The organism is Nocardia sp. Tas62D01 (assembly GCF_055232035.1).
In genome coordinates this window covers 2,282,570-2,301,507 of record NZ_JBUYUZ010000001.1, presented here as the reverse complement: position 1 = coordinate 2,301,507, position 18,938 = coordinate 2,282,570, and the positions used below count along the sequence as shown (strand labels likewise).

The following is an 18,938-nucleotide window of genomic DNA, read 5'->3' as shown; positions in this document are numbered from 1 at the left end:
CCGACGATCTGACCGATGCCGTAGGTCACGATCATCGCGAGCGCTCCGCCGAGCGCCATCGAGACCGCGCCCGCCACAAGCCCAGCGAATCCGGCGGTAAAGATGGTCGCCGCGTCCGTCGTGGCCGCGGCGACGCCCACAATCAGCCCTGCCGTGGACACGATTCCGTCGTTGGCCCCAAGAACCCCGGCATGTAACCAGTTCAGATGGTCGGCGAGGTTGGCGCCATGTGGCTCGGTCGCGACATGCCATGCCTCGCTTCGGACTTCAGTGTCGTCGTATCGCATTATGTCCCGCTGACGGTCAGGCGCTCGGCGACCCGTCCCATGCTGCCCGTCATCACACGCTGTCCGGGGTCGGGCCGGCCACCGGCGTGGCGGAGGCCATGATCGTGTCTATCTCGGCGAGGTCGGCGTCGCTGAGGAAGACCTCCGCAGCACCGAGACTGTCTTCGACATGATTCGCGTGCCGGGCACCGATGATGGCGACATGCACGGCAGGGTTTGCCAGCGTCCATGCGATAGCCAACTGGCTGACGGTAATGCCACGGTCGGCAGCGAGCTTCTCCAAGGTGCGCACCGTCGCCAGGTTGCGGCGATAGCTCCCGCCGCTGAAAACTGCGCTGCCGCTGCGCCAGTCATCGCCCGGGAACGTCGTTTCCGGGGTCAGCGTGCCGGTCAGCAAGCCGTGTGCCAACGGTCCGTAGACCAGCACACCGATGTCCTGTGTGAGGCAATACGGCAGCAGCTCCCCTTCGATCTCACGGCGGAATAGGTGGTATGGGGGCTGGACCGTCTCGACCGGCAGTGTCGCGGCGAACTCCGTCATCTGCGCGACGTCGTAGTTGGACACGCCGACGTGGCCGATCTTGCCTTCGGCGATCAGGTCGAGCAGTGTGCCCGCTGTCTCGGCGGCCGGTACGGCCGGGTCGGGCCAGTGCACTTGGTACAGGTCGATGTGGTCGATGCCGAGGGCGGTCAGGCTGGCGTCCACGCCCCGGCGCAGCCACTCGGGGCTGCCGTCACGGACGAGGCCGAAAGCGGTCCTGCGTAACCCGCCTTTGGTGGCGATTACGAGTTGGCTGCGGTCGCGGGTGAGTTCGTCACGCAGGGCCTTGCCGAGCATCCGCTCGGACGCACCGAACCCGTACGCCTGCGCGGTGTCGAAGAAATTGACGCCCAACTCGCGGGCGCGGCGGATCGCGGTGATGGCCGCGTCCTCGTCGAACCGACCCCAGTCTCCTCCGAGCTGCCACGTGCCGAATGCGATGCGGGAGACTCGAAGTCCACTTCTCCCCAATGTCGTTGTCTTCACGTCGCTCTCCCAATGTCGATACGAACCATCGCTGCCAGAATTCCGCTTCGATGAGCCCGTGTCGCCACCGCTGACGCCCATCGGTGCTGGCGGTCAGCTGGAATCTGTGCCTACCTGCCAGCTGCCATTGCGCCGGTCTGGCCGCTCGACCGCGAAGTTCCTGCTAGCGGGGATGCGCGCCGGCGGTGCGCTCGGAGAAACTGAGGTCATGGTGCCCCTGGTCGAGCTGTTGCGCTGCTTCATCGTTGATGACAGCGCCTACTTTCGCGACGCTGCGCGCGACCTGCTCGAGCGTGAGGGGATCACCGTTATCGGCGCGGCCTCGACCAGCGCTGAGGCGATCCGGGGTGTCGAGGAGCTGCGGCCGGACGTGACGTTGGTCGACGTTGATCTCGGTGCGGAGGACGGGTTCGAACTCGCCGAGTACCTGCACCGGAATGGGTGGCCTGCGCCGTCATCGGTGATAATGACCTCTGCCCACGCCGAGCAAGACTTCGCCGACATGATTGCCGCGAGCCCAGCGGTGGGCTTCTTGCCCAAGTTCGCGCTGTCGTCGGGCGCGATCCGTGACCTCCTCGCCGCCCGGGTCGTCGGCGATCCCGACGATCCGGTCAGCGAGCCTCGAGGTAGGTGATCACCGCGAGGACCCGGCGGTGATCGTCACCGGTCTCGGGCAGGTTCAGCTTGGTCAGAATGCTGCGCACGTGCTTCTCGACGGTGCCCTCGGTGACCCACAGCCGACGGGCGAGACCGGCGTTGGAGCGTCCCTCCGCCATTAGCGCCAGCACCTCCCGCTCCCGTGTGCTGAGCACACCGAGCGGATCGTCGCGCCGGCGGGCCGACACCAACTCCTGCACCAGAGCGGGGTCGACGACCGACGCTCCCTTGGCGATTCGCTGGAGGGTGTCGATGAAATCTTCCACGTCGGTGACCCGGCTCTTGAGGAGGTAGCCGATCCGCCGGCCGCTGGCCAGCAGCTCCATCGCGTCCTCGACGTCGGCGTGCGCCGACAGGACCAGGATGCCGGTCTCGGGGTGCTCGCCGCGGATTACCCGGGCCGCGTCGAGCCCTTCGGTGGTGTGGGTCGGCGGCATCCGAATGTCGGTCACCACCAGGTCCGGGGCTTTGTCCCGGACCAGCGCCAGGAGTTGTGCGGCATTTCCGGCCTGCCCCACGACGTCGAACCCCGAGCGGGCGAGCAGGCTCGCCACACCCTCGCGGAGCAGGACGTCGTCTTCGGCCAGGATCACCCGCAAGCGAGTCGTCACCGGGCTCTCGTCCTCCATCCGGGCGGTCTTGTGCTGGTCGCGGGCATGATCAACACCGTTGTCCGTGGGCACGGCCATGTCGTCGACGGTCAGGCCGTGGCGGCGTTGGGCCTGTCTCAACTCCTCCCCGAGTTCGGCCGCGGTCGCGGGCCGATCCCGGGGATCGCCTGCCATAGCATGGTCGATGGCGGAGTAGACGTCACTGGGAATGTGTCTGCCCTCCAGGTCGGGAATCGTGGTGCTGGTGGTCCGCAGGAACTGAGTGACCACCTGCTCCCCGCTGCGGCGTTCGACGGCCACGTGGCCGGTGAGGACGCAGAAAAGGGTGGCGCCGAGACTGTAGAGATCCGATGCCGGAGTCGGGGTCTGGCCGTGGAGTACCTCGGGTGCGGTGAACGCGGGTGATCCCGTGATGAGACCCGTGGTGGTCTCGAAGCCACCTGCGATTCGTGCGATGCCGAAGTCGGTCAGCTGGGGCTCGCCGTATTCGGTGAGCAGGATGTTCGCGGGTTTTATGTCGCGATGGAGGGTGGCGAGCCGGTGTGCTGTCGCGAGAGCACCGGAAATCTTGACCCCGATGTGCAGCGTGTCCTGCCAACTCTGGGGGCCGGCATTGAGGATCAGCGCGCCCAGGGAATCCCTCGGGAGATACTGCATCACGATGTAGGGCAAACCCGACTCGGTGGTACCGACCTGAAAAATGTTGACGATATTCGGATGTCCGGACAGTTTGCCCATTGCGCGCTGTTCGCGGAGGAATCGTTCGAGGTTGTCCGGGTCGAGGCCGGAGGTGAGCACCTTGATCGCCACAATGCGGTCCAATGAGTGCTGACGGCAACGGTAGACCACTCCGAAGCCACCATGTCCGACTTCGTGAGCATCATCGAACCCCGCCGCGGCCAGCTCTGCCGCGATCGCCAGGGTCGGATCAGGCCGCGTTGGCTGTGGTTCGAATTCGGCCATCGTCGACCTCGACGTTCTCCGTCCGCAATCGAGCACCCATCCCATCACCTCCGGATCACTCCGAGCATACCGTCATCAGCTGCGCACATAAGAGCGGCTGATGACACGGCATCAGGGTGAACGCGTCGCCGACCTCCGCCCTCGGCGCTGCGCTGCAATGCTCGGGTCCCTGTCGGGGAAGCGACCGCCGATCGTACGGGCCGGAGTTGCAGCTAGCAGGTACACGCACAGTAGGGGTAGCGGTGCACCCTATTGGAGGCCAGCATCGAAGACAAAGGCATGCGACGAGACGATTCTGTAAGTCCCACAAGACAATTCGAGGAGTCTCGACATGGTCATATCCCAAGAAACCATCGAAGTCCCCACCCGCGCATCAGCAGACACCGCATCAGCAGACACCAGCGAGGTGACCACGGCCCGTCGTATCCGCGCGACGTACGTCGTCGAGGCGATCGGGACATTCTTTCTAGTGTTCACCGTCGGGGCTGCCGCAGGCAGTGGCAGCCCGCTCGCTCCCCTGGCGATCGGCGGGATCCTGATGGTGATGATCTACGCCGGCGGGCACATCTCCGGTGGACACTACAACCCGGCGGTCACCTTGGCCGTGCTGGTGCGGCACCGGATCGGCATGCGGGATGCCGCCGGATACTGGATCGCCCAGTTCGTGGGCGGGCTCCTCGCCGCGGTGGTCATGCGCGAGGTCGTCGATCCGCCGCAGGTCGCGACCACGGCGACCATGACGCTGACCGGTCACATCCTGGTGGCTGCGTTCGTGGTGGAGCTGTTGTTCACCTTCGCCCTGTGCTTTGTGGTGCTCAACGTCGCCACCAGCAAGAGCCACCCGGACAACTCGTTCTACGGGCTGGCCATCGGATTCACCGTGGTGGCAGGGGCATTCGCGGTCGGCGGGATCTCCGGTGGCGCGTTCAACCCGGCGGTCACGTTCGGCGCTGCCGTGATGGGGATGTTCGCCTGGTCGACGCTGTGGGTGTACCTGTTGGCCCAACTCATCGCCGCCGCCGCCGCCGGTGCCGTCTTCCTTGCGCTCAACCCTGACGACAAATGATCACGCCGCTGGACGGCTCACCCAGGCTCCGAGCTTCCGGCTTCACCAGCCGGCGGCCAAGACGCACCGTTCCATCCATCGACCGAGAGATACGACAATGACCAGCACACACCGCGCACCGACGACGACGGATGCCGGTATCCCCGTGGAGAGCGACGAGCACTCGCTCACCGTCGGCCCTGACGGTCCGATCCTGCTGCACGATCACTATCTGATCGAGCAGATGGCGCAGTTCAACCGCGAACGGGTGCCCGAGCGCCAGCCGCACGCCAAGGGCAGCGGCGCCTTCGGCCGATTCGAGGTCACCCACGACGTCAGCGCCTACACCAAGGCGGCGGTGTTCCAGCCCGGCACCACGACCCGCTTGGTGATCAGGTTCTCCACTGTGGCCGGCGAGCACGGCAGCCCCGACACCTGGCGTGACCCGCGCGGCTTCGCGGTGAAGTTCTACACCACCGAGGGCAACTACGACATGGTCGGTAACAACACCCCGGTGTTCTTCCTGCGTGACCCGATGAAGTTCCAGCACTTCATCCGGTCACAGAAACGTCGTGCCGACAACAATCTGCGTGACCACGACATGCAGTGGGACTTCTGGACGCTGTCGCCGGAGTCGGCGCATCAGGTCACCTGGCTGATGGGCGACCGCGGCATCCCGCGCACCTGGCGGCACATGAACGGTTACTCCAGCCACACCTACATGTGGATCAACGCGGCGGGCGAAAGATTCTGGGTCAAATACCACTTCATCAGCGATCAGGGCGTCGAATGCCTCACGCAGGAAGAGGCCGACCGGCTGGCGTCGACCGACACCGATTACCACACCCGCGATCTCTGGGAAGCGATCGAGCGCGGCGAATATCCGAGCTGGACGCTGAAGATGCAGATCATGCCGTTCGAGCAGGCCAAGAACTACCGGTTCAATCCGTTCGACCTGACCAAAGTGTGGCCGCACGCCGACTACCCGCTCATCGAGGTCGGTCGGATGACCCTGAACAGCAACCCGACCGACTACCACTCCGAGATCGAGCAGCTGGCCGTCGAGCCCAGCAACCTTGTGCCGGGCATCGGGGCGAGCCCGGACAAGATGCTGCTGGGCCGGATGTTCGCGTACCCGGATGCCCACCGCGCCCGGATCGGCGCGAACTACAACCAACTGCCCGTGAACGCACCCGAGTCGCCCGTCCACAGTTACAGCAAGGATGGCGCGATGCGTTACCACACCGTCTCAGATCCGGTGTACGCGCCGAATTCCAAGGGCGGGCCCCGCGCGGACACCCACCGTTACGGCGAACCCGCAGGTTGGCATACCGACGGGGAAATGGTGCGTACCGCCCACACCCTGCGAGCCGAGGACGACGACTGGGGACAGGCCGGCATCCTCGTCCGCGACGTGTTCGACGACGCCGAACGCGAACGGTTGGTCGATAATGTTGTCGGCCACCTCCTCAACGGAGTGACCGAGCCAGTCCTGCAACGCGCCTTCGAGTACTGGCGCAATGTCGATAAGGACCTGGGCGACCGAATCGAGGAGGGCGTCCGCAGTGCTTGACCCGTTACTCAGATGATTCTCCAGAGTGCATACAGCTCAGGAAGATTGATCACGCAGGTTCGGAGCATATGCCGGCGGTGTGGGCCGTTCGAATCTCCTGCAATTCCAGTGACACCGAGGCGGCTGAGGTGGCCGCTCGAGATACGCGGACTCCCTCCATTGCGGTCGACGATCAGCGCTGGCAGGCTGATTGTTTGTGGACCACGCACCGGATTTGCCGGCTGCAGGCGATTCGCTCGGTCGACAGCTGGATGGCCGAGGCCATCTTCGGATACTGGCGTCGAGCATCCTCGAGCGGCTGGACGAGCACGTCGACTCGTTGGTCGCCCGGCTGCGTGATCAGATGCCCGAATATGCAACGGTGCCGGCGGCAGAAATGCGGACACACACTGTGGCAATCCTCCGGTCCGCCCTCGAGCAACTGTCCGTGACGGCCACCGCACCCGACGCCGGTCGCATCCATGCGTTGGCGGAGTTCGCACGACGACGTGTGGAGCAGGGCTTCCCGCTCGAAGCGCTCACCCGAAGCATTCAGATCACCGCACGGTTCGTGTTGGCTGCGTTCGACGAGGAAGCGGCGAAACGTGGACTTCCCCCTCAGGTCGTCCTGGACGCTCACGACATGGCGTGGCAGTTCGCCAATGACGCCGCCGGAGTCATCGGTGAAGTTCGGCACGAGATGGCAGTTGAGGGCGCGCGGCGTGAAACCGAGCAGCGAGCGGACTTCTTGCGCGCACTGCTGCACGGGCACATCTCGGCCGCTCGCGTCGCCGTCGAGGCCCGCACGTTCGGTTTGGACCCATCCGCGAAATACCAACCGTTGTGCGCTCGACCGGCCGATGGACGTGACGGTGCCGCCCTGACGGCGGTGGTGCAGCGTACGAGCGCAACACGCGAGCACCAACCCGTTCTCGCCGTCGTCGACGGGAACCTGGTGGCCGTGGTGCCACGACGCCCGGTGGTCGGGGACCGATGGCTGGTCGCCGTCGCGGAACCGGCACTGCTCACCGACCTCGCCCCTTCGTTCGACGAAACAGTATCGACTCTCGAAGTCGCACAGACCTTCGGGATGACCGGGGTGGTCACCATCGCGGACCCCGGGCCTCTCCCACTGGCGAGGCTGGGAACCGACACCGTCGCACAGCTCGAACGCCAACACCTCCGCACACTCGACGACGGTCAACCGGGTCGCCGGGACGTGGAGAACACCGTGTGGGCATTCCTCGAACACGACCCCGCCCATCGCCGTGTCCGACGTCGTGACCGTTTTGGCTCACCGTGCCAAACGGGCATGTCCACATGCTGTTCGGTCGAACATGGCCCACCCACGGTCCAGCCATGAGCATGGGAACATGACTTTCTCCGCCCACTACGACTTCAACACCGGCCTCTCGCAACTGCGGCGTGCTGCCAGCCGCAATGACACAGCCAGGGCTGATCAGGACGAACAGACCTTCACAGCAGTGGGGTGGGCTAGCGCAACGACCGGCGAGCACGCGCCAGAACCTGCGACGTGGTCGGGCGGCCCCGTTGGCGATCTGATCGTGGAGCACGTCAACGCTCTGCATGCCACACAGTTCACAATTACGAACCCGCACTCCGCTGAGTTCGCGGCCAGGGTAGATGACGGAACCCGCGGAGAACGGTGGAGGCTGAGCTGGCTGCCAGAAAGGATGCTGAACCGCAAGCAAGTGTTCAGCGCAATGGTTCTCGATGAGATTCTCATCGCTCACGAACTCGACAGCGGCACCATGTTGCAGGTCATGAGTGCCCTGGCTGCCGATCTCGCGATGCCGCTGCACCAGCTCCTCGGCCGCCTGTCCTTCATCAAGATGGAAGACACCGAACCGCGCGGCATTGCGGATCGGCAACCTCGAGCCCAGCGGTACCGGGGTGCGGGTTGATGGCGCCGTCGTGCGGCAGAAGGACTTCGCTGAAGGGCGCCCGCCAGCGGCTCGGCATTCTCGGCCCATGAGTGTGTTGACCGCGGTTGTCGATGGGAAATGGCTCGATGTCGAACGCGTGATCGGTGCCGTGCCGGTGAGGTTCGTCTCTTACCTGTGCGTTGACGTCGATTGTCTTGCGTAGCAGCTGATTTCAGATGCCCAGGGTGGCGGCACGCGCTCGGGGGAGAATAAGTCCGCCCGGACGCCAGTGTCCCCTGATGCTCGAGCACGTCAGTGGCGTGAGCGGAGGCGTCGTTCTGACTGTAGCGGCCTGGTTGCCCGTCAATCCGATGGTGTGGCGCAGCGTCGAGGCGGAGCGGACACACAGTTCAATCGCGTGCCGGAAGTTCGCATCCGTCCGGGCCGCAGACGTCCGTTCCCCCCACCATTTGTACGGCTGGTTCGCGTTCGGCCCAAGCCTGGTTCAGGGCCTGGGTGAAGACTGTGGGTGGCTGTGCTCCGGACACGCCGTATTTGTGGTCGAAGACAAAGAACGGGACGCCGGTCGCGCCGAGTCTCGCCGCTTCCCGCTCGTCGGCGCGCACGGCATCGGCGTAGGCGTCGGGGTCGGCGAGCACCGCGCGGACGCCCGATTCGTCGAGTCCGGTCGCGACGGCGATCTGGATCAGCCGCTCATGATCACCGAACAGGGACTGTTCCTCGGCGAAATTCGCGCGGTACAGGGCGTCGAGCAGCGCGTCCTGCTTGCCCTGCGTCAGTGCGTAGTGCAGCAGACGGTGCATATCGAAAGAGCTGCCGTAGTCCCGGCCTTCGGCCAGATACGGCAGGCCGATTTCGGCGGCCTGAGCACCGATCCCGCGTTCGTTGGCCGCCGCCTGCGCCTCACTGATCCCGTACTTGCGCGCGATCTTCGATATCACCGGACCGGCTTCGTCGGCGGGCAGCGTCGGATCCAACTCGAACGAACGATGCACCACCTCGACGTCGTCGCGGTGGGCGAACTCCGTCAACGCCTGCTCGAATCGCTGCTTGCCCAGGTAGCAGAAGGGACAGTTGATATCGGTCCAGATCTCGACATGCATGGTGTTGGCAACGCCCGGGCTAACGCATCTGTTCCCGACCCCCGGGCCCCGCGCGCCCGTCCGAAGTCGACGAACGACAGCACCGCGCGAAACAGGTTTCAGGACAGAGGGATTGGCCGCGGTTGCTGCCACGCCTCGATGACGGAGTCGAGCTGCCCGTCGGGGCGAGGAAAGGTGTTGAGCTGCGATAGAAACGGGGTACTGGAATCGAGGTCGTGCAGGGTGATCATGAATCCTTCTGATCGTCGAGCGGTCGGCGATCCGGATGCCGTGGAGGCGGAAGCGGTTGTGCTCCTGCGCAACTCGGCAAATCTGCGCGTCCGCGATGCCAATACTAAAGGGCGAGGCGATGCGTAAGTGATCTCCCGCTCTTCAGGACGGTGCTGCTGTCCGGCCATTCTGGCGTGGGAGATCATGCGCCGGTGGAGCCCGCGCGCAGTCCGCGGTCGATGAAGTCGATCATCCAGTCGAAGCTGACCTCCGGGTCGCCGGTCCACTGGAAGCCATTCGAGGCCTGCAGGGACGCGAATCCATGGAATGTGCAGCGTAGGGTACGCAGTGCGAGGTCCATCTCGGCGTCGGGGATGCCGTAGCCACGCAGCACCGCGGCCATCGAATCGAGCACGCGGGTGCTCGGTTCCAACAGGGGATCGTCGGGGCCGGTGAACTCGGCGCCTACGGTGGCGGTGTAGCGGCCGGGGTGCGTGATCACATAGGAACGGAATGCGCGCGCGAAGGCCGCAAGAGCCTGCGCGCCGGACATGCCGTGCATCGCATCGCGGATCGCGCGGTCGAGTTCGGTCATGGCCAGCACCGCGATGCCGTGCTGTAGGTCGGCCAGGCTGGCGACGTGCTTGTAGAGGGAAGGTGTTCGGACGCCGAGCTTTTCGGCCAGCGGACCCATCGCGAGATTGCCGAAGCCGACGTCGTCGGCGAGTTGCGCACCCGCACGGACGACATCGGCTTTGCTGAGTCCGACCCTAGGCACGCGCCTGCTCCGCGAGGAACTGCAGCGCGAGTTCGGCAACCCGGTCCGGCGAATCCGCGTGCGGGTAGTGCCCGGAGCCCTCCGACAGTGCGACGGTGCCGAGGTCCGCGGGCATGAGCGCCACGATGGCATCGCCCTCGGCCTTGGGGTCCGGGAAGTCGGGGTCCTCGGTGCCCATGATGATCAGCGCGGGGCTGCTGATCTTCGGCAGTTGCGCCTCGGCGTCGGCCGGCGTGGACTTGCCGGTCTTCAGGAACTCCGCGAACCGGCCGGGTTCGCGCAGCTTCGCCGACAGGTCGGCCATGTACTGGTCGTAGTCGGCGGGCTTGATCGGGTAGGCGATGTTCAGGTAGCTGATCCACTGCCCGAGGCTCTTGAAGATCATGGCGGCCATCAGCCGCGTCATGCCCTTGCGGTAGCGCGAGACGGTGAACACCGCGCCGGCGGCGAACTTCTGGGTCTTGGTGAACGGGTTGAGTTCGATGATAGCGCTGACCAGTTCGGGCGCCTGTGCCGCCGCGATGGTGGCGGCTCCGCCGGAGATGGAGTGGCCGATGATAACCGCAGGACCGCCGAGGTGGCGGATCAAGGCCAGCAGATCGCCCGCGACGTCGGTGCGCGAGATGGCGTCGCTGCCGTCGTGCGACTTCCAGTTCATGCTGGATTCCCCGTGTCCACGAAGGTCCGCAGCCGCGACCCGGTAGCCCGCCGCGACCAGCTTCGGGGCAAGGAACCGATAGGCCTGCCGATGGTCACCGATGCCGTGCGAGAGCACCACCAGCGGACCTTCGCCCGCTACCTCGTAGGCGATCTGTCCACCGTCGATGGTCAGGTACTCGGTCATGTCGAACTCCCGTAGAGCTTGTAGCTAATGACGATAGCTCAAAAGCTAATCCAATTAGCCTTTGGTGTCAACACCGAGGCCGCCATCCCGGCTTGGGCTCGCAGACTTCGGTCAACCGCAGCGCCCCGTCCAATGTGAGCTCCACGATGGCGGCGCCCGCCAGCGCGGCATTTATCCGGGTGCTGTCCACCGATTTCTTGCCGGTGTCGTCGTTGAGGGCGAGCAGCAGAAACTCCTCCGCCAGCGTCAACATCGTGATCCTCTGTCTGTCACGCCGAGCACCTCGGCGTCTCGCAGATGCATGTCTCGCGCATCCTGTCCAAAATGCTGGAGTCGTTGCGCGAGCAGGTATTACGCGACTGAATGCTCGAGCGCGGCCTAGTCTTTGACCGATCGCGGTTGTCCCGCGGCCAGCCGCATCTGTCGATTGGCGAGTTCGGGCGGGGTGTCGAACGGGATGACGAGCAGGGCCAGCGCGGCGCCGTGCGCCCCGTGCAGATGCATGATGCCGGCGGCTTGCTTGCTGCCGGGGCCGTACATTTGGATGCCGTCGTCATCGTCGATGCGCCGTTGAGTGAGGCTCACCGAATTCCAGTCGAAGCCGACGCGCACGGTATACCCGAGGCGCGGGGTGACGACACTGATCAGGTCGTGTAGTTCGGCGGTGAGGTTGGCTGTCCATGGCCACCACGCGCCGTCGACACTGCCCGAGCGGGCGCCGCGTGTCCCGAGCAGCACACGCGGGGTGCGGGTGGGTCGTCCGAAGGGTTGCCGGTTTTTCTGGAGCGGACCGGGCGCCTTGCTCATATCGAAGTGGTTGGTGATCGGACGCTTCATTGCACGAATGGTCATGATCTACTCCTCGTGCCAGCCCGGTGGACTGGCTGCCGGTTGGAGATCGACCGCTGCCATCAACGCCGTGTGGGCGGTGTCGTCGTCGGTGGTCGACGCGATCACCTGCAGCACGATCATGGCGCCGTCGCTGCCGAAGACGTACATCGTGTTGCGCGATCGGAGGGGGTAGGCGTCGAGTTGAACCGCGCGATCTCGCACGGTCATCTGCTGGGGTGTGCGTGACCAACCGTCCGGGTCGTAGACGATTCGCTGCACGGGGCCGAGCCGAATCGCCAAGACGGCCAGTAGATCTGGAAGTTCGGCCGTGAGTTCGCCGGAACGGGGCCACCACGCGCCGTCGATATAGTCGGCGTCGTTGCCCTTCGGCTTCAACCTCAGCCGCGGTGTGAACTCGGGCGGGGTGAGGTGTCGAGCGGAACGCGGTCGAAGCTGTACTGGCGTCATGATGGCGCTCCTGTCTCGGCCGCGAAAGAGGGCCGTGGGGTCAGTGTTCGTAGTACTTGCCGAGTCTGCGGGCCGCTTGCTCGGCACTACCGGTGGCGTGATCGAGGCGCTGCTCATTGCGCAACGGCGGGTATTCGGTCGCGCGGCCGAAGAATCGGTTGATGGTGTTGTTAGCGGCCTTGGCTTTGCGGGCTATCGTCTGTCCGACGGTCATCGTGGTTGTCCTTGTCTTTGGCGAGATGGGGTGCGGTTACCAGCGGTGGTCGCTGCGCGGGGGGTCGGTCGGCGGACGGCCGTTCGGCGTTGGCCTGAGCAGTTGGCCGACGTCGCCGCGTCGCGGGGGCTGATCGGGTTGCTGTTGACCGCCGTAGGGCTGTTGCTGCGGGTTGCCGAACGGTTGTTGCCCGCCCGGGCAGCCGTTGCGGCCCTGGCCCGCCATGGCGGGGCCGCGGCGGGATGCTTTGAGTTCGCGGCGGGCGTTGGCACCCAGCCGGGCGGTACGGCGGGCGCCGGCGAGTAGCGTGCTCAGCCCGGCAAGCCCAACGCCGCCGACGACGATGCCGTAGAGGAACAGCAGGCCGGTGGAGCCGGTGACGTGGTAGCCGAATACGGCGAAGTTGTCGGTTAACGCGTGGGTGCTGCCGCCGTTTGCGAATACTCCGGTGACGCCGACAATCACGGCGGTGACCAGAACGACGAGCCCGACGATGACGGTCATGGCGATACTCGGATCTGTTGGTCCTTCCATTAGACGCCGCCGAACACGTGGTGTCAACAATGTAGGTCTACACTTATGACAGCTAGTGCCTATTTCGATGGAAGGGACCTCCGTGATGGACGATTCGCCGACGTATCGCACGAATTCCAAATCCGGAGCCGACCACCCGGACCGCGGCAACGGCCAGGTCACCAGGGACCGTGTACTGGCGGCCGCGCTCGAGATCGTCGATCGCGATGGTGTCGACGGGCTGTCGATGCGTCGGCTGGCCGATGCGGTGGGCCGGGACCCGATGGTGATCTACCGGCACGTGCCGAACAAGGCCGCAGTGCTCGATGGTGTCGCCGAGGTCGTGTTCGCACAGCTGTCCGTCGATGCGACCGATACCGACTGGATCGCCCAATTGCGCACCGTCGCACGCGAATTCCGCCGCCTGGCGCTGGTGCATCCGCGGGCGGTGCCGCTGCTGGTGACCCGTCCGTTGGCGACGCCACTCGGCCTGCGTCCGCGAGCGGTGGTGCGGCCACTGGAAGATATCCTCGCGCTGCTCACCGCGGCGGGGTTCTCCGGAGGCGACGCATTGCACATCTACCGTGCCCTGTTCGGGCTCCTGTACGGCCATATCCTCAACGAGCTGCAGGAAATCGTGGAACGTCCCGACGAAACCGACGAAGTGCTGCGGCTCGGGCTGCACCGGCTCCCGATCGCCGAATTCCCACTGCTGCGTCAACTCGCACCGATCCTGGCCGCCTACGACGGCGCTGCCGAACTCGAACGCGGCCTCGACATTCTGCTCGCGGGGCTCTCGGCCACTCTGCCTGCTCGGGCGGAAGATCCTGAATGACCTCAGTGCGGTCGCGTGCGGATTGCCGCCGATAACTCTCACGCTACGCCCGCAATCGGTCCGCAACCCTGCCGACGAAGTGTCGGCGGCGGCTTCGATCCTTGATCGCGGTGCGCAGCCCACGCCGGGGGGTGGCGGGGTCTGCGTCGGACGCGGCGCGTTCGATGTCCCTGGCGAATCGCCGTTCGGACGCGGTCTCGGGTGCGTCGTCGGAGGTGGCGGTCAGGAAGCGGTCCGGGAGTGCGAGTTTGTGGATGGTGCGCAGCGTCAGCAGGTATTGGCGGGTCAACGATCCGGTGGTGTAGGGCAGATCGTATTTGTCGCACAGCGCGCGCACCCGCTGGGCGATCTCGGCGTACCGATTGCTCGGCAGGTCCGGGAACAGGTGATGTTCGATCTGGTAGCATAGGTTGCCGCTCATGAACGCGAGCAGCGGTCCCGCGTCGAAGTTCGCCGTGCCGAGCATCTGCCGCAGATACCACTCCGGCTTGGTCTCGTGCTCCATGACTTTGGCGGTGAATTTTTCCGCGCCGTCGGGGAAATGCCCGCAGAAGATCACCAGATAGGCCCACACATTGCGTAGCACGTTGGCGGACGCGTCCGCGGCCAGCGTGCGGCGCCACCGCCGCCCGCTGAGCACGGGGAACAGTAGGTAGTCCTTGCCGATCTGGCGGGCCAGCTTCCCGACCATCGCCCTGGTCTGCGCGGTCTTCAGCGCCGGGGTCGCCATGCGGTCCTGTTCGGCGTACAGCCCATGCAGGGCGATACCCCACTCGAAGGTGGCCGCCAGCAACAGATTTCGCAACGGCTGCAGGAGATGACTAGGGCGCCATGGCTCGTCGCGGGTCACCCGAATGACACCGAAGCCGATGTCGTCGTCCATGCCGAGCACATTCGTGAAGATGTGGTGGCGATAGTTGTGCGAATAGCGCCACTGCGCCGATACGCCCGCCATGTCCCATTCCCAAGTGCTGGAATGGATTTCGGGGTCGTTCATCCAATCCCATTGGCCGTGGCAGACATTGTGGCCGATTTCCATGTTCTCGATGCTCTTCGCCACCGCCAGCCCGGCGGTCCCCAGGATCCAACCGGCTTTGCTCCGACTGCCACCGATCAGCAACCGCGACGCGGCGTCGAGTGTCCGCTGGAAGGCGATCGTGCGGCGGATATAGGCCGCGTCCCGTTCGCCGCGCTGCTCGGTGACGTCACGACGAATCGCATCGAGCTCACACCCGAGCGCCTCGACGTCGGCCGCGCTCAGATGCGCGTACTCCTTGATTTCAGTGATTGCCATTCAAGGTCCTCGAGGTTGTGGTGAGATCGGAGCCCCGATCGGGTGGGCGAGCTCAATCGGGTGGAGCCCAATGACTGCGGGTGGATCTGCCGGAATTCCAGTACACGCTCGCTTTTACGTCCTGTCAACGCTGTAGGTCAACACCCGTAATCTACGGTGTGAATTCCTGGTGAAGCGCGGATGGGGCCGCTCAATTGAGGCCGACTTCGAGGAGTTGCCGCAGTAAATCGGGCAGCGGTACGAAGGCGAATCCGATCGCCGAGTCGCTGCGGCCGTAGGGCAGCACGAGGGTGTCCTGATGGACCAGCGCGCCGCAGGAGTACACGACGTTGGGTACGTAGCCGTTGCGTTCGGCTTCGGTCGGCGCAAGCAGCGGCCGACGCAGCGCACCGAGGACTCGGGTCGGGTCGTCGAGGTCGAGCAGGATCGCGCCGATGCCGTAGGTGCGCATCGGTCCGACGCCGTGGGTCAAAACCAGCCAGCCCGCGGTGGTTTCGATCGGTGGACCGCAATTGCCGAGCTGGATCAGCTCCCAGGGCTGGGTCGGCCGATAGATGGTGACCGGATCGTCCCACACGCGGGCGTCCGGCGAGCTGACGATGCTGATGCTTTCCCGATCCCACCGCGACACCATGAGATAACGGCCCTGGACTTGGCGCGGAAACAGCGCCATCCCTTTGTCTTTGGCTCCGGCGCCGTCCAGGCTGGTGCTCTCGAACGTGACGAAGTCGTTGGTGCGCAGCAGCCGCGGCGCGACATGCGCGCCATCGAAAGCGGTGTAGGTGGCGTAATAGGTCACCGTGCCGTCCGCCGCGCAGAACCGGGTGAAGCGCGCGTCCTCGATGCCGTGGCTCTCATCGGGGCTCGCGGGGAAGACAATTCGTTCCGACAGCGGGCGATCGGCAGAAAAGGTCAGGGTGTAGTCACCGGACACCACCGCGGTAGCCCGCCCTGCCTCGACGAACAGTGATCGCTCGTCGAGGCGAACCGCATCACCGTGTCCGAGCACGCCGGTCCGGAACTCGATGCTCGAAATATGTCCCTCGCCGAGGGCGCGCAGGCCCATGACGAAACGCAATTCGCCGGGGGCCGTGCCGGATTGGTCGGGGAGCGCCACGATGGACGGATTGAACAGGGCCGCAGCTTCGACCGCGTACTCCTGAGTGAAGCACGCGCCGATGAGCTGTCGGCGTTCCACTGTCAGCTTCGTCCGCGGTAGCCGGTGCTCGACGAGCTCGCAGTGCGCGGCGAAGGTCGCGCCGATATCGCGATGCCGGTCGCCGAACCGGCTGATCAGGTCGGTTAGGGTGGCCAGCACGGCGTCTTCGGTGAGGTCGAGCACCCGACCGATGATAGCGTCGGCGCGCGAAATGCCCTGTCCGAGGATCTCCTGACCGGGCAGGAAGAGTCTGGCCAAGACCCGGCGCGCGTCGGGATAGAGCACTTGGTCGCCCCGCCGTGCGAGTTCGGCCGTGCTCGCCACCACGGGGTCGGCCATTACAGCGCCCGCTGCAGTCGGCGGGCTTGTTGCTGAGTGGAGATCAGCGCGAGTGTCGACTCGGCGCCTTGGTTTTCATTTCTGCCGGTCGGCTCCAGTCCATCGCAGCAGCCGCCGCTGACTGGGTCGAGCAGCGGTGTAACGACATCGTTGGCGCCGCGGAACCAGGCTTCGCACAGCAGTACCGCGTCCTTCCACCGCTGGTCACCGGTCTGGTCGTAGGCGCGTGCGCAGGCGTCGGCCAGCGTCGCGACCTCGATGGGCTGTTGATCGAAGCCCGGTCGCAGCTCTCCGGTCGTCCAGCCGTCGACAGGGGTGACCGAAAGGTGGTCGCCCGCAGTTTCCACCTCGAGCAGCCAGCGCAGCATCACGAGACCATCGGCGTGGGTGCGCTCCTCACCGAGAGCGGCGCCCGCCACGAGGATCGCCTCGGCCAGTACCGCGTTGGCGTAATCCAGCCGCGGTTCGGGCCACCGCCAGTGCAGTTTGCGGGTGGGCGGGCCGATCAGCGCGCTGGCACTGGCCAGCAGTTCACGGGCGCACTGGTTTCGTGGATAGACCTGTAGCACCTCGGCAGCGCCGAGGGCCGCGAATGCCATCGCGCGAGGCCATTGCGAACGTCGTCGCGCGCCGACGGTGAAATGCGCCAGGGCAGCCTCGGCGAGGTCGGGCCGTCGGGCGACGACGGAGCCGAGCGCCCACAGTCCGCGGCCCCAATGGTCTTCGAGGCTCGGCTCGTCCTGCCAGCTCCGGTCGGCGCCGCGACGATTGTGGAAGCGGCCGTCCTCGGCGAGTGCGTCGATGACGAAGTCCAGATACACCTGGATGAGGGCGAGCAGTTGCTCGTCGGGATCGGGCTCGCGGACGGCGACGACGAGGGCGCGCGCGACATCGTCGACGCAGTAGCCGTTCTCGATGCGCGGTTCGGTGAACTTGGCGTGCTCGAAGATTCCGCAGTCATCGCTGAGTCGGAACAGATGTGCGTAGGAGATGGTGATGGTGTTCATGCCGTGGCCACCTTCGTATCGGCCCGCAACGTTTCCGCGGCGAGCTCATGGTATTTCCGGCCGACCGAGGACCAAAGTAGTTCGGGCGCAATCCGATTCGCTTCGGTGCCCATCCGGGCCGCGAGGCCGGGCTCGGTAAAGACGCGCCGCAGCGCGGACGCGATGGCGTCGGGTGACTCGCGATCGACCAGCAGCCCGGCACCGCTCGAGAGCAATTCCTGCGCATGCGGGAAGGCCGTCGATATCACCGGCTTGCCCGCCGCGATGGCCTCGATCAATACGCCGGAGGTCACCTGTTCACGCGAGTCGTAGGGCAGCAGGACGACATTGGCCTGCCGGATCAGCCGGTACAGCTCGGTGCGCGAAAGGTAGCGGTCGTCGAAGTGCACCGCGTTGGTGACGCCACGTCGATGGGCGCGGTCGACAAGGCCGCTGCGATAGGACTCTCCGTGTCGCTCCAGCACCCTGGGATGGGTCTGCCCGACCACCCGGTAGTGCGCGGCCGGTCGGAGGTCGGCGATCTGGGCCATCGCGTCGATGCCCCATTCGATACCCTTGCCTTTGCCGAGCAGGCCCCAGGTCAGGATCACCGGTGTCCGGGAGATCGGCTGATGCCGGTCGCCGCGCTGCCCGGCGCGGTTGTCGGCGGCGCCGTGTGGAATCACCTGGATCTTCGCCTGGTCGACCGTGTAGTGGTCGATGAGTCTTTGCCGCGCGGTGTTCGTCATCGTGACGACGGCGGCACAGATGCGGGCGAGCTCTTCGAGAATCACCCGTTGCCGGGAGGTCGGGGTGACCAGCACGGTGTGCAGCACCACGATCGCCGGAACTCGAAGTGCGCGAACGGTTTCGAGAACGTCTATGCCGTCTCGACCGCTGAAGATGCCGTACTCGTGCTGGATGATCGCCACGTCGTAGCGGTTGAGCGCGGCGGCGGCGGTGGCCGCGCCACGGCGGGCGCTGCGCACCCACTGATGGCTGACCTCAGGCGGTGGAGTCTGCTCCAGGGTGTCGACGACGGCGACGACGCCGACGGAGTTCGGTCCGACCGTGCTCGGTCCGCCGACCGGGCTGCGGCTGAAATCGACGGGCGGGTATATGGCCGCGCTGGTCGCGGTCAGCGAACCGACCAACGCACCGGTGAAGGTCGCCAACCCGCACTGGGTGGGTGGATAGGTGCTCAAAATTCCGTAGGACCGAACTGACACAATGTCAGCCTTCCTGCTTCGGAGGCAGCGTCGACGTGTCGCTGTCTGTGGCCACTCAATTGGCCGATCGTGCTGCGCTGGAGCGC

Annotated in this window: 20 protein-coding genes and 2 pseudogenes; 7 read left to right on the top strand and 15 right to left on the bottom strand. The window is 65.5% G+C overall.

Annotated elements, in window-relative coordinates; genetic code table 11:
- Positions 1–47 precede the first annotated feature (47 nt).
- Together ACV7NQ_RS11325 and ACV7NQ_RS11320 are read right to left on the bottom strand one after the other, a co-directional pair.
- Positions 48–287: pseudogene (locus tag ACV7NQ_RS11325) on the bottom strand (VIT1/CCC1 transporter family protein); the annotation flags it as partial.
- 52 nt (positions 288–339) lie between these two features.
- On the bottom strand, positions 340–1,314 hold the full coding sequence (locus ACV7NQ_RS11320) for an aldo/keto reductase (RefSeq protein WP_463359591.1): 975 nt from the start codon (positions 1,312–1,314) through the stop codon (positions 340–342).
- Between the two features lie 208 nt (positions 1,315–1,522).
- Between ACV7NQ_RS11320 and ACV7NQ_RS11315 the strand changes: the two genes are divergently transcribed.
- Complete coding sequence (locus ACV7NQ_RS11315; RefSeq protein WP_463359590.1) at positions 1,523–1,948, top strand: response regulator transcription factor; 426 nt, start codon at positions 1,523–1,525, stop codon at positions 1,946–1,948.
- Here the strand turns inward: ACV7NQ_RS11315 and ACV7NQ_RS11310 are convergent.
- A complete protein-coding gene (locus tag ACV7NQ_RS11310) occupies positions 1,926–3,545 on the bottom strand; it encodes a protein kinase domain-containing protein (RefSeq protein ID WP_463359589.1) in 1,620 nt (539 codons plus the stop codon). The two genes, ACV7NQ_RS11315 and ACV7NQ_RS11310, sit on opposite strands and share 23 nt — an antisense overlap.
- A gap of 331 nt (positions 3,546–3,876) precedes the next feature.
- Here ACV7NQ_RS11310 and ACV7NQ_RS11305 point away from each other — a divergent pair, with 331 nt between their 5' ends.
- The 4 genes from ACV7NQ_RS11305 to ACV7NQ_RS11290 all read left to right on the top strand — a co-directional run bounded on the left by ACV7NQ_RS11305 (position 3,877) and on the right by ACV7NQ_RS11290 (position 8,067).
- Positions 3,877–4,611 (top strand): MIP/aquaporin family protein, encoded by a 735-nt coding sequence (locus ACV7NQ_RS11305; protein ID WP_463359588.1) that lies wholly within the window; start codon positions 3,877–3,879, stop codon positions 4,609–4,611.
- A 97-nt stretch (positions 4,612–4,708) separates the two neighbouring features.
- Positions 4,709–6,163, top strand: coding sequence for a catalase (locus ACV7NQ_RS11300; RefSeq protein WP_463359587.1), 1,455 nt, complete (start codon positions 4,709–4,711; stop codon positions 6,161–6,163).
- 196 nt (positions 6,164–6,359) lie between these two features.
- The gene (locus ACV7NQ_RS11295; RefSeq protein WP_463359586.1) at positions 6,360–7,505 is read left to right on the top strand and encodes a hypothetical protein; all 1,146 of its coding nucleotides are present in this window, start codon (positions 6,360–6,362) and stop codon (positions 7,503–7,505) included.
- 10 nt (positions 7,506–7,515) lie between these two features.
- Positions 7,516–8,067, top strand: a complete 552-nt coding sequence (locus ACV7NQ_RS11290; protein ID WP_463359585.1) for a hypothetical protein — start codon at positions 7,516–7,518, stop codon at positions 8,065–8,067.
- A gap of 371 nt (positions 8,068–8,438) precedes the next feature.
- Here the strand turns inward: ACV7NQ_RS11290 and ACV7NQ_RS11285 are convergent, their stop codons facing one another.
- The 4 genes from ACV7NQ_RS11285 to ACV7NQ_RS11270 form a co-directional block, all read right to left on the bottom strand.
- A complete protein-coding gene (locus ACV7NQ_RS11285; protein ID WP_463359584.1) occupies positions 8,439–9,152 on the bottom strand; it encodes a DsbA family oxidoreductase in 714 nt (237 codons plus the stop codon).
- A 412-nt stretch (positions 9,153–9,564) separates the two neighbouring features.
- A complete protein-coding gene (locus ACV7NQ_RS11280; protein WP_463359583.1) occupies positions 9,565–10,140 on the bottom strand; it encodes a TetR/AcrR family transcriptional regulator in 576 nt (191 codons plus the stop codon).
- A complete protein-coding gene (locus ACV7NQ_RS11275; protein ID WP_463359582.1) occupies positions 10,133–10,984 on the bottom strand; it encodes an alpha/beta fold hydrolase in 852 nt (283 codons plus the stop codon). The genes ACV7NQ_RS11280 and ACV7NQ_RS11275 overlap by 8 nt, the downstream gene beginning before the upstream one ends.
- A 67-nt stretch (positions 10,985–11,051) precedes the next feature.
- Positions 11,052–11,237, bottom strand: a complete 186-nt coding sequence (locus ACV7NQ_RS11270) for a GPP34 family phosphoprotein (RefSeq protein WP_463359581.1) — start codon at positions 11,235–11,237, stop codon at positions 11,052–11,054.
- Between the two features lie 29 nt (positions 11,238–11,266).
- On the opposite strand from ACV7NQ_RS11270, the pseudogene ACV7NQ_RS11265 reads away from it, so the two are divergent.
- Positions 11,267–11,347, top strand: a pseudogene (locus ACV7NQ_RS11265) (RNA polymerase sigma factor SigF); the annotation flags it as partial.
- Between the two features lie 15 nt (positions 11,348–11,362).
- Here the strand turns inward: ACV7NQ_RS11265 and ACV7NQ_RS11260 are convergent.
- From ACV7NQ_RS11260 to ACV7NQ_RS11245, 4 genes are read right to left on the bottom strand one after another with little or no spacing between them, the layout of a single operon-like run.
- Complete coding sequence (locus ACV7NQ_RS11260; protein ID WP_463359580.1) at positions 11,363–11,836, bottom strand: DUF5994 family protein; 474 nt, start codon at positions 11,834–11,836, stop codon at positions 11,363–11,365.
- A gap of 3 nt (positions 11,837–11,839) precedes the next feature.
- The gene (locus tag ACV7NQ_RS11255; protein ID WP_463359579.1) at positions 11,840–12,283 is read right to left on the bottom strand and encodes a DUF5994 family protein; all 444 of its coding nucleotides are present in this window, start codon (positions 12,281–12,283) and stop codon (positions 11,840–11,842) included.
- Positions 12,284–12,323: 40 nt separating this feature from the next.
- On the bottom strand, positions 12,324–12,497 hold the full coding sequence (locus tag ACV7NQ_RS11250) for a hypothetical protein (RefSeq protein ID WP_463359578.1): 174 nt from the start codon (positions 12,495–12,497) through the stop codon (positions 12,324–12,326).
- Between the two features lie 36 nt (positions 12,498–12,533).
- Positions 12,534–13,001, bottom strand: a complete 468-nt coding sequence (locus tag ACV7NQ_RS11245; protein ID WP_463359577.1) for a hypothetical protein — start codon at positions 12,999–13,001, stop codon at positions 12,534–12,536.
- Between the two features lie 115 nt (positions 13,002–13,116).
- On the opposite strand from ACV7NQ_RS11245, the gene ACV7NQ_RS11240 reads away from it, so the two are divergent.
- On the top strand, positions 13,117–13,845 hold the full coding sequence (locus ACV7NQ_RS11240) for a TetR/AcrR family transcriptional regulator C-terminal domain-containing protein (RefSeq protein WP_463359576.1): 729 nt from the start codon (positions 13,117–13,119) through the stop codon (positions 13,843–13,845).
- Positions 13,846–13,888: 43 nt separating this feature from the next.
- Here the strand turns inward: ACV7NQ_RS11240 and ACV7NQ_RS11235 are convergent, their stop codons facing one another.
- The 4 genes from ACV7NQ_RS11235 to ACV7NQ_RS11220 form a co-directional block, all read right to left on the bottom strand.
- Positions 13,889–15,139 (bottom strand): fatty acid desaturase family protein, encoded by a 1,251-nt coding sequence (locus tag ACV7NQ_RS11235; protein WP_463359575.1) that lies wholly within the window; start codon positions 15,137–15,139, stop codon positions 13,889–13,891.
- Between the two features lie 190 nt (positions 15,140–15,329).
- Entirely contained in the window at positions 15,330–16,637 is a 1,308-nt protein-coding gene (locus tag ACV7NQ_RS11230; RefSeq protein WP_463359574.1) for a glycoside hydrolase family 130 protein, read from the bottom strand.
- Positions 16,637–17,644 carry a glycosyltransferase gene (locus ACV7NQ_RS11225; RefSeq protein WP_463359573.1) on the bottom strand — a complete coding sequence of 336 codons (1,008 nt, stop codon included), beginning with the start codon at positions 17,642–17,644 and terminating at the stop codon, positions 16,637–16,639. Before ACV7NQ_RS11225 ends, ACV7NQ_RS11230 begins: the two co-directional genes overlap by 1 nt.
- Positions 17,641–18,852 (bottom strand): glycosyltransferase, encoded by a 1,212-nt coding sequence (locus ACV7NQ_RS11220; protein WP_463359572.1) that lies wholly within the window; start codon positions 18,850–18,852, stop codon positions 17,641–17,643. The genes ACV7NQ_RS11225 and ACV7NQ_RS11220 overlap by 4 nt, the downstream gene beginning before the upstream one ends.
- Positions 18,853–18,938 lie beyond the last annotated feature (86 nt).

Excerpts from the sequence above, each read along its gene's own strand:
- ACV7NQ_RS11315 (WP_463359590.1), top strand. The coding sequence starts at position 1,523 with ATGGTGCCCCTGGTCGAGCTGTTGCGCTGCTTCATCGTTGATGACAGC.
- ACV7NQ_RS11310 (WP_463359589.1), bottom strand. The coding sequence starts at position 3,545 with ATGGCCGAATTCGAACCACAGCCAACGCGGCCTGATCCGACCCTGGCG.
- ACV7NQ_RS11305 (WP_463359588.1), top strand. The coding sequence starts at position 3,877 with ATGGTCATATCCCAAGAAACCATCGAAGTCCCCACCCGCGCATCAGCA.
- ACV7NQ_RS11300 (WP_463359587.1), top strand. The coding sequence starts at position 4,709 with ATGACCAGCACACACCGCGCACCGACGACGACGGATGCCGGTATCCCC.
- ACV7NQ_RS11290 (WP_463359585.1), top strand. The coding sequence starts at position 7,516 with ATGACTTTCTCCGCCCACTACGACTTCAACACCGGCCTCTCGCAACTG.
- ACV7NQ_RS11285 (WP_463359584.1), bottom strand. The coding sequence starts at position 9,152 with ATGCATGTCGAGATCTGGACCGATATCAACTGTCCCTTCTGCTACCTG.
- ACV7NQ_RS11275 (WP_463359582.1), bottom strand. The coding sequence starts at position 10,984 with ATGACCGAGTACCTGACCATCGACGGTGGACAGATCGCCTACGAGGTA.
- ACV7NQ_RS11270 (WP_463359581.1), bottom strand. The coding sequence starts at position 11,237 with ATGTTGACGCTGGCGGAGGAGTTTCTGCTGCTCGCCCTCAACGACGAC.
- ACV7NQ_RS11260 (WP_463359580.1), bottom strand. The coding sequence starts at position 11,836 with ATGACCATTCGTGCAATGAAGCGTCCGATCACCAACCACTTCGATATG.
- ACV7NQ_RS11255 (WP_463359579.1), bottom strand. The coding sequence starts at position 12,283 with ATGACGCCAGTACAGCTTCGACCGCGTTCCGCTCGACACCTCACCCCG.
- ACV7NQ_RS11250 (WP_463359578.1), bottom strand. The coding sequence starts at position 12,497 with ATGACCGTCGGACAGACGATAGCCCGCAAAGCCAAGGCCGCTAACAAC.
- ACV7NQ_RS11245 (WP_463359577.1), bottom strand. The coding sequence starts at position 13,001 with ATGACCGTCATCGTCGGGCTCGTCGTTCTGGTCACCGCCGTGATTGTC.
- ACV7NQ_RS11240 (WP_463359576.1), top strand. The coding sequence starts at position 13,117 with ATGGACGATTCGCCGACGTATCGCACGAATTCCAAATCCGGAGCCGAC.
- ACV7NQ_RS11235 (WP_463359575.1), bottom strand. The coding sequence starts at position 15,139 with ATGGCAATCACTGAAATCAAGGAGTACGCGCATCTGAGCGCGGCCGAC.
- ACV7NQ_RS11230 (WP_463359574.1), bottom strand. The coding sequence starts at position 16,637 with ATGGCCGACCCCGTGGTGGCGAGCACGGCCGAACTCGCACGGCGGGGC.
- ACV7NQ_RS11225 (WP_463359573.1), bottom strand. The coding sequence starts at position 17,644 with ATGAACACCATCACCATCTCCTACGCACATCTGTTCCGACTCAGCGAT.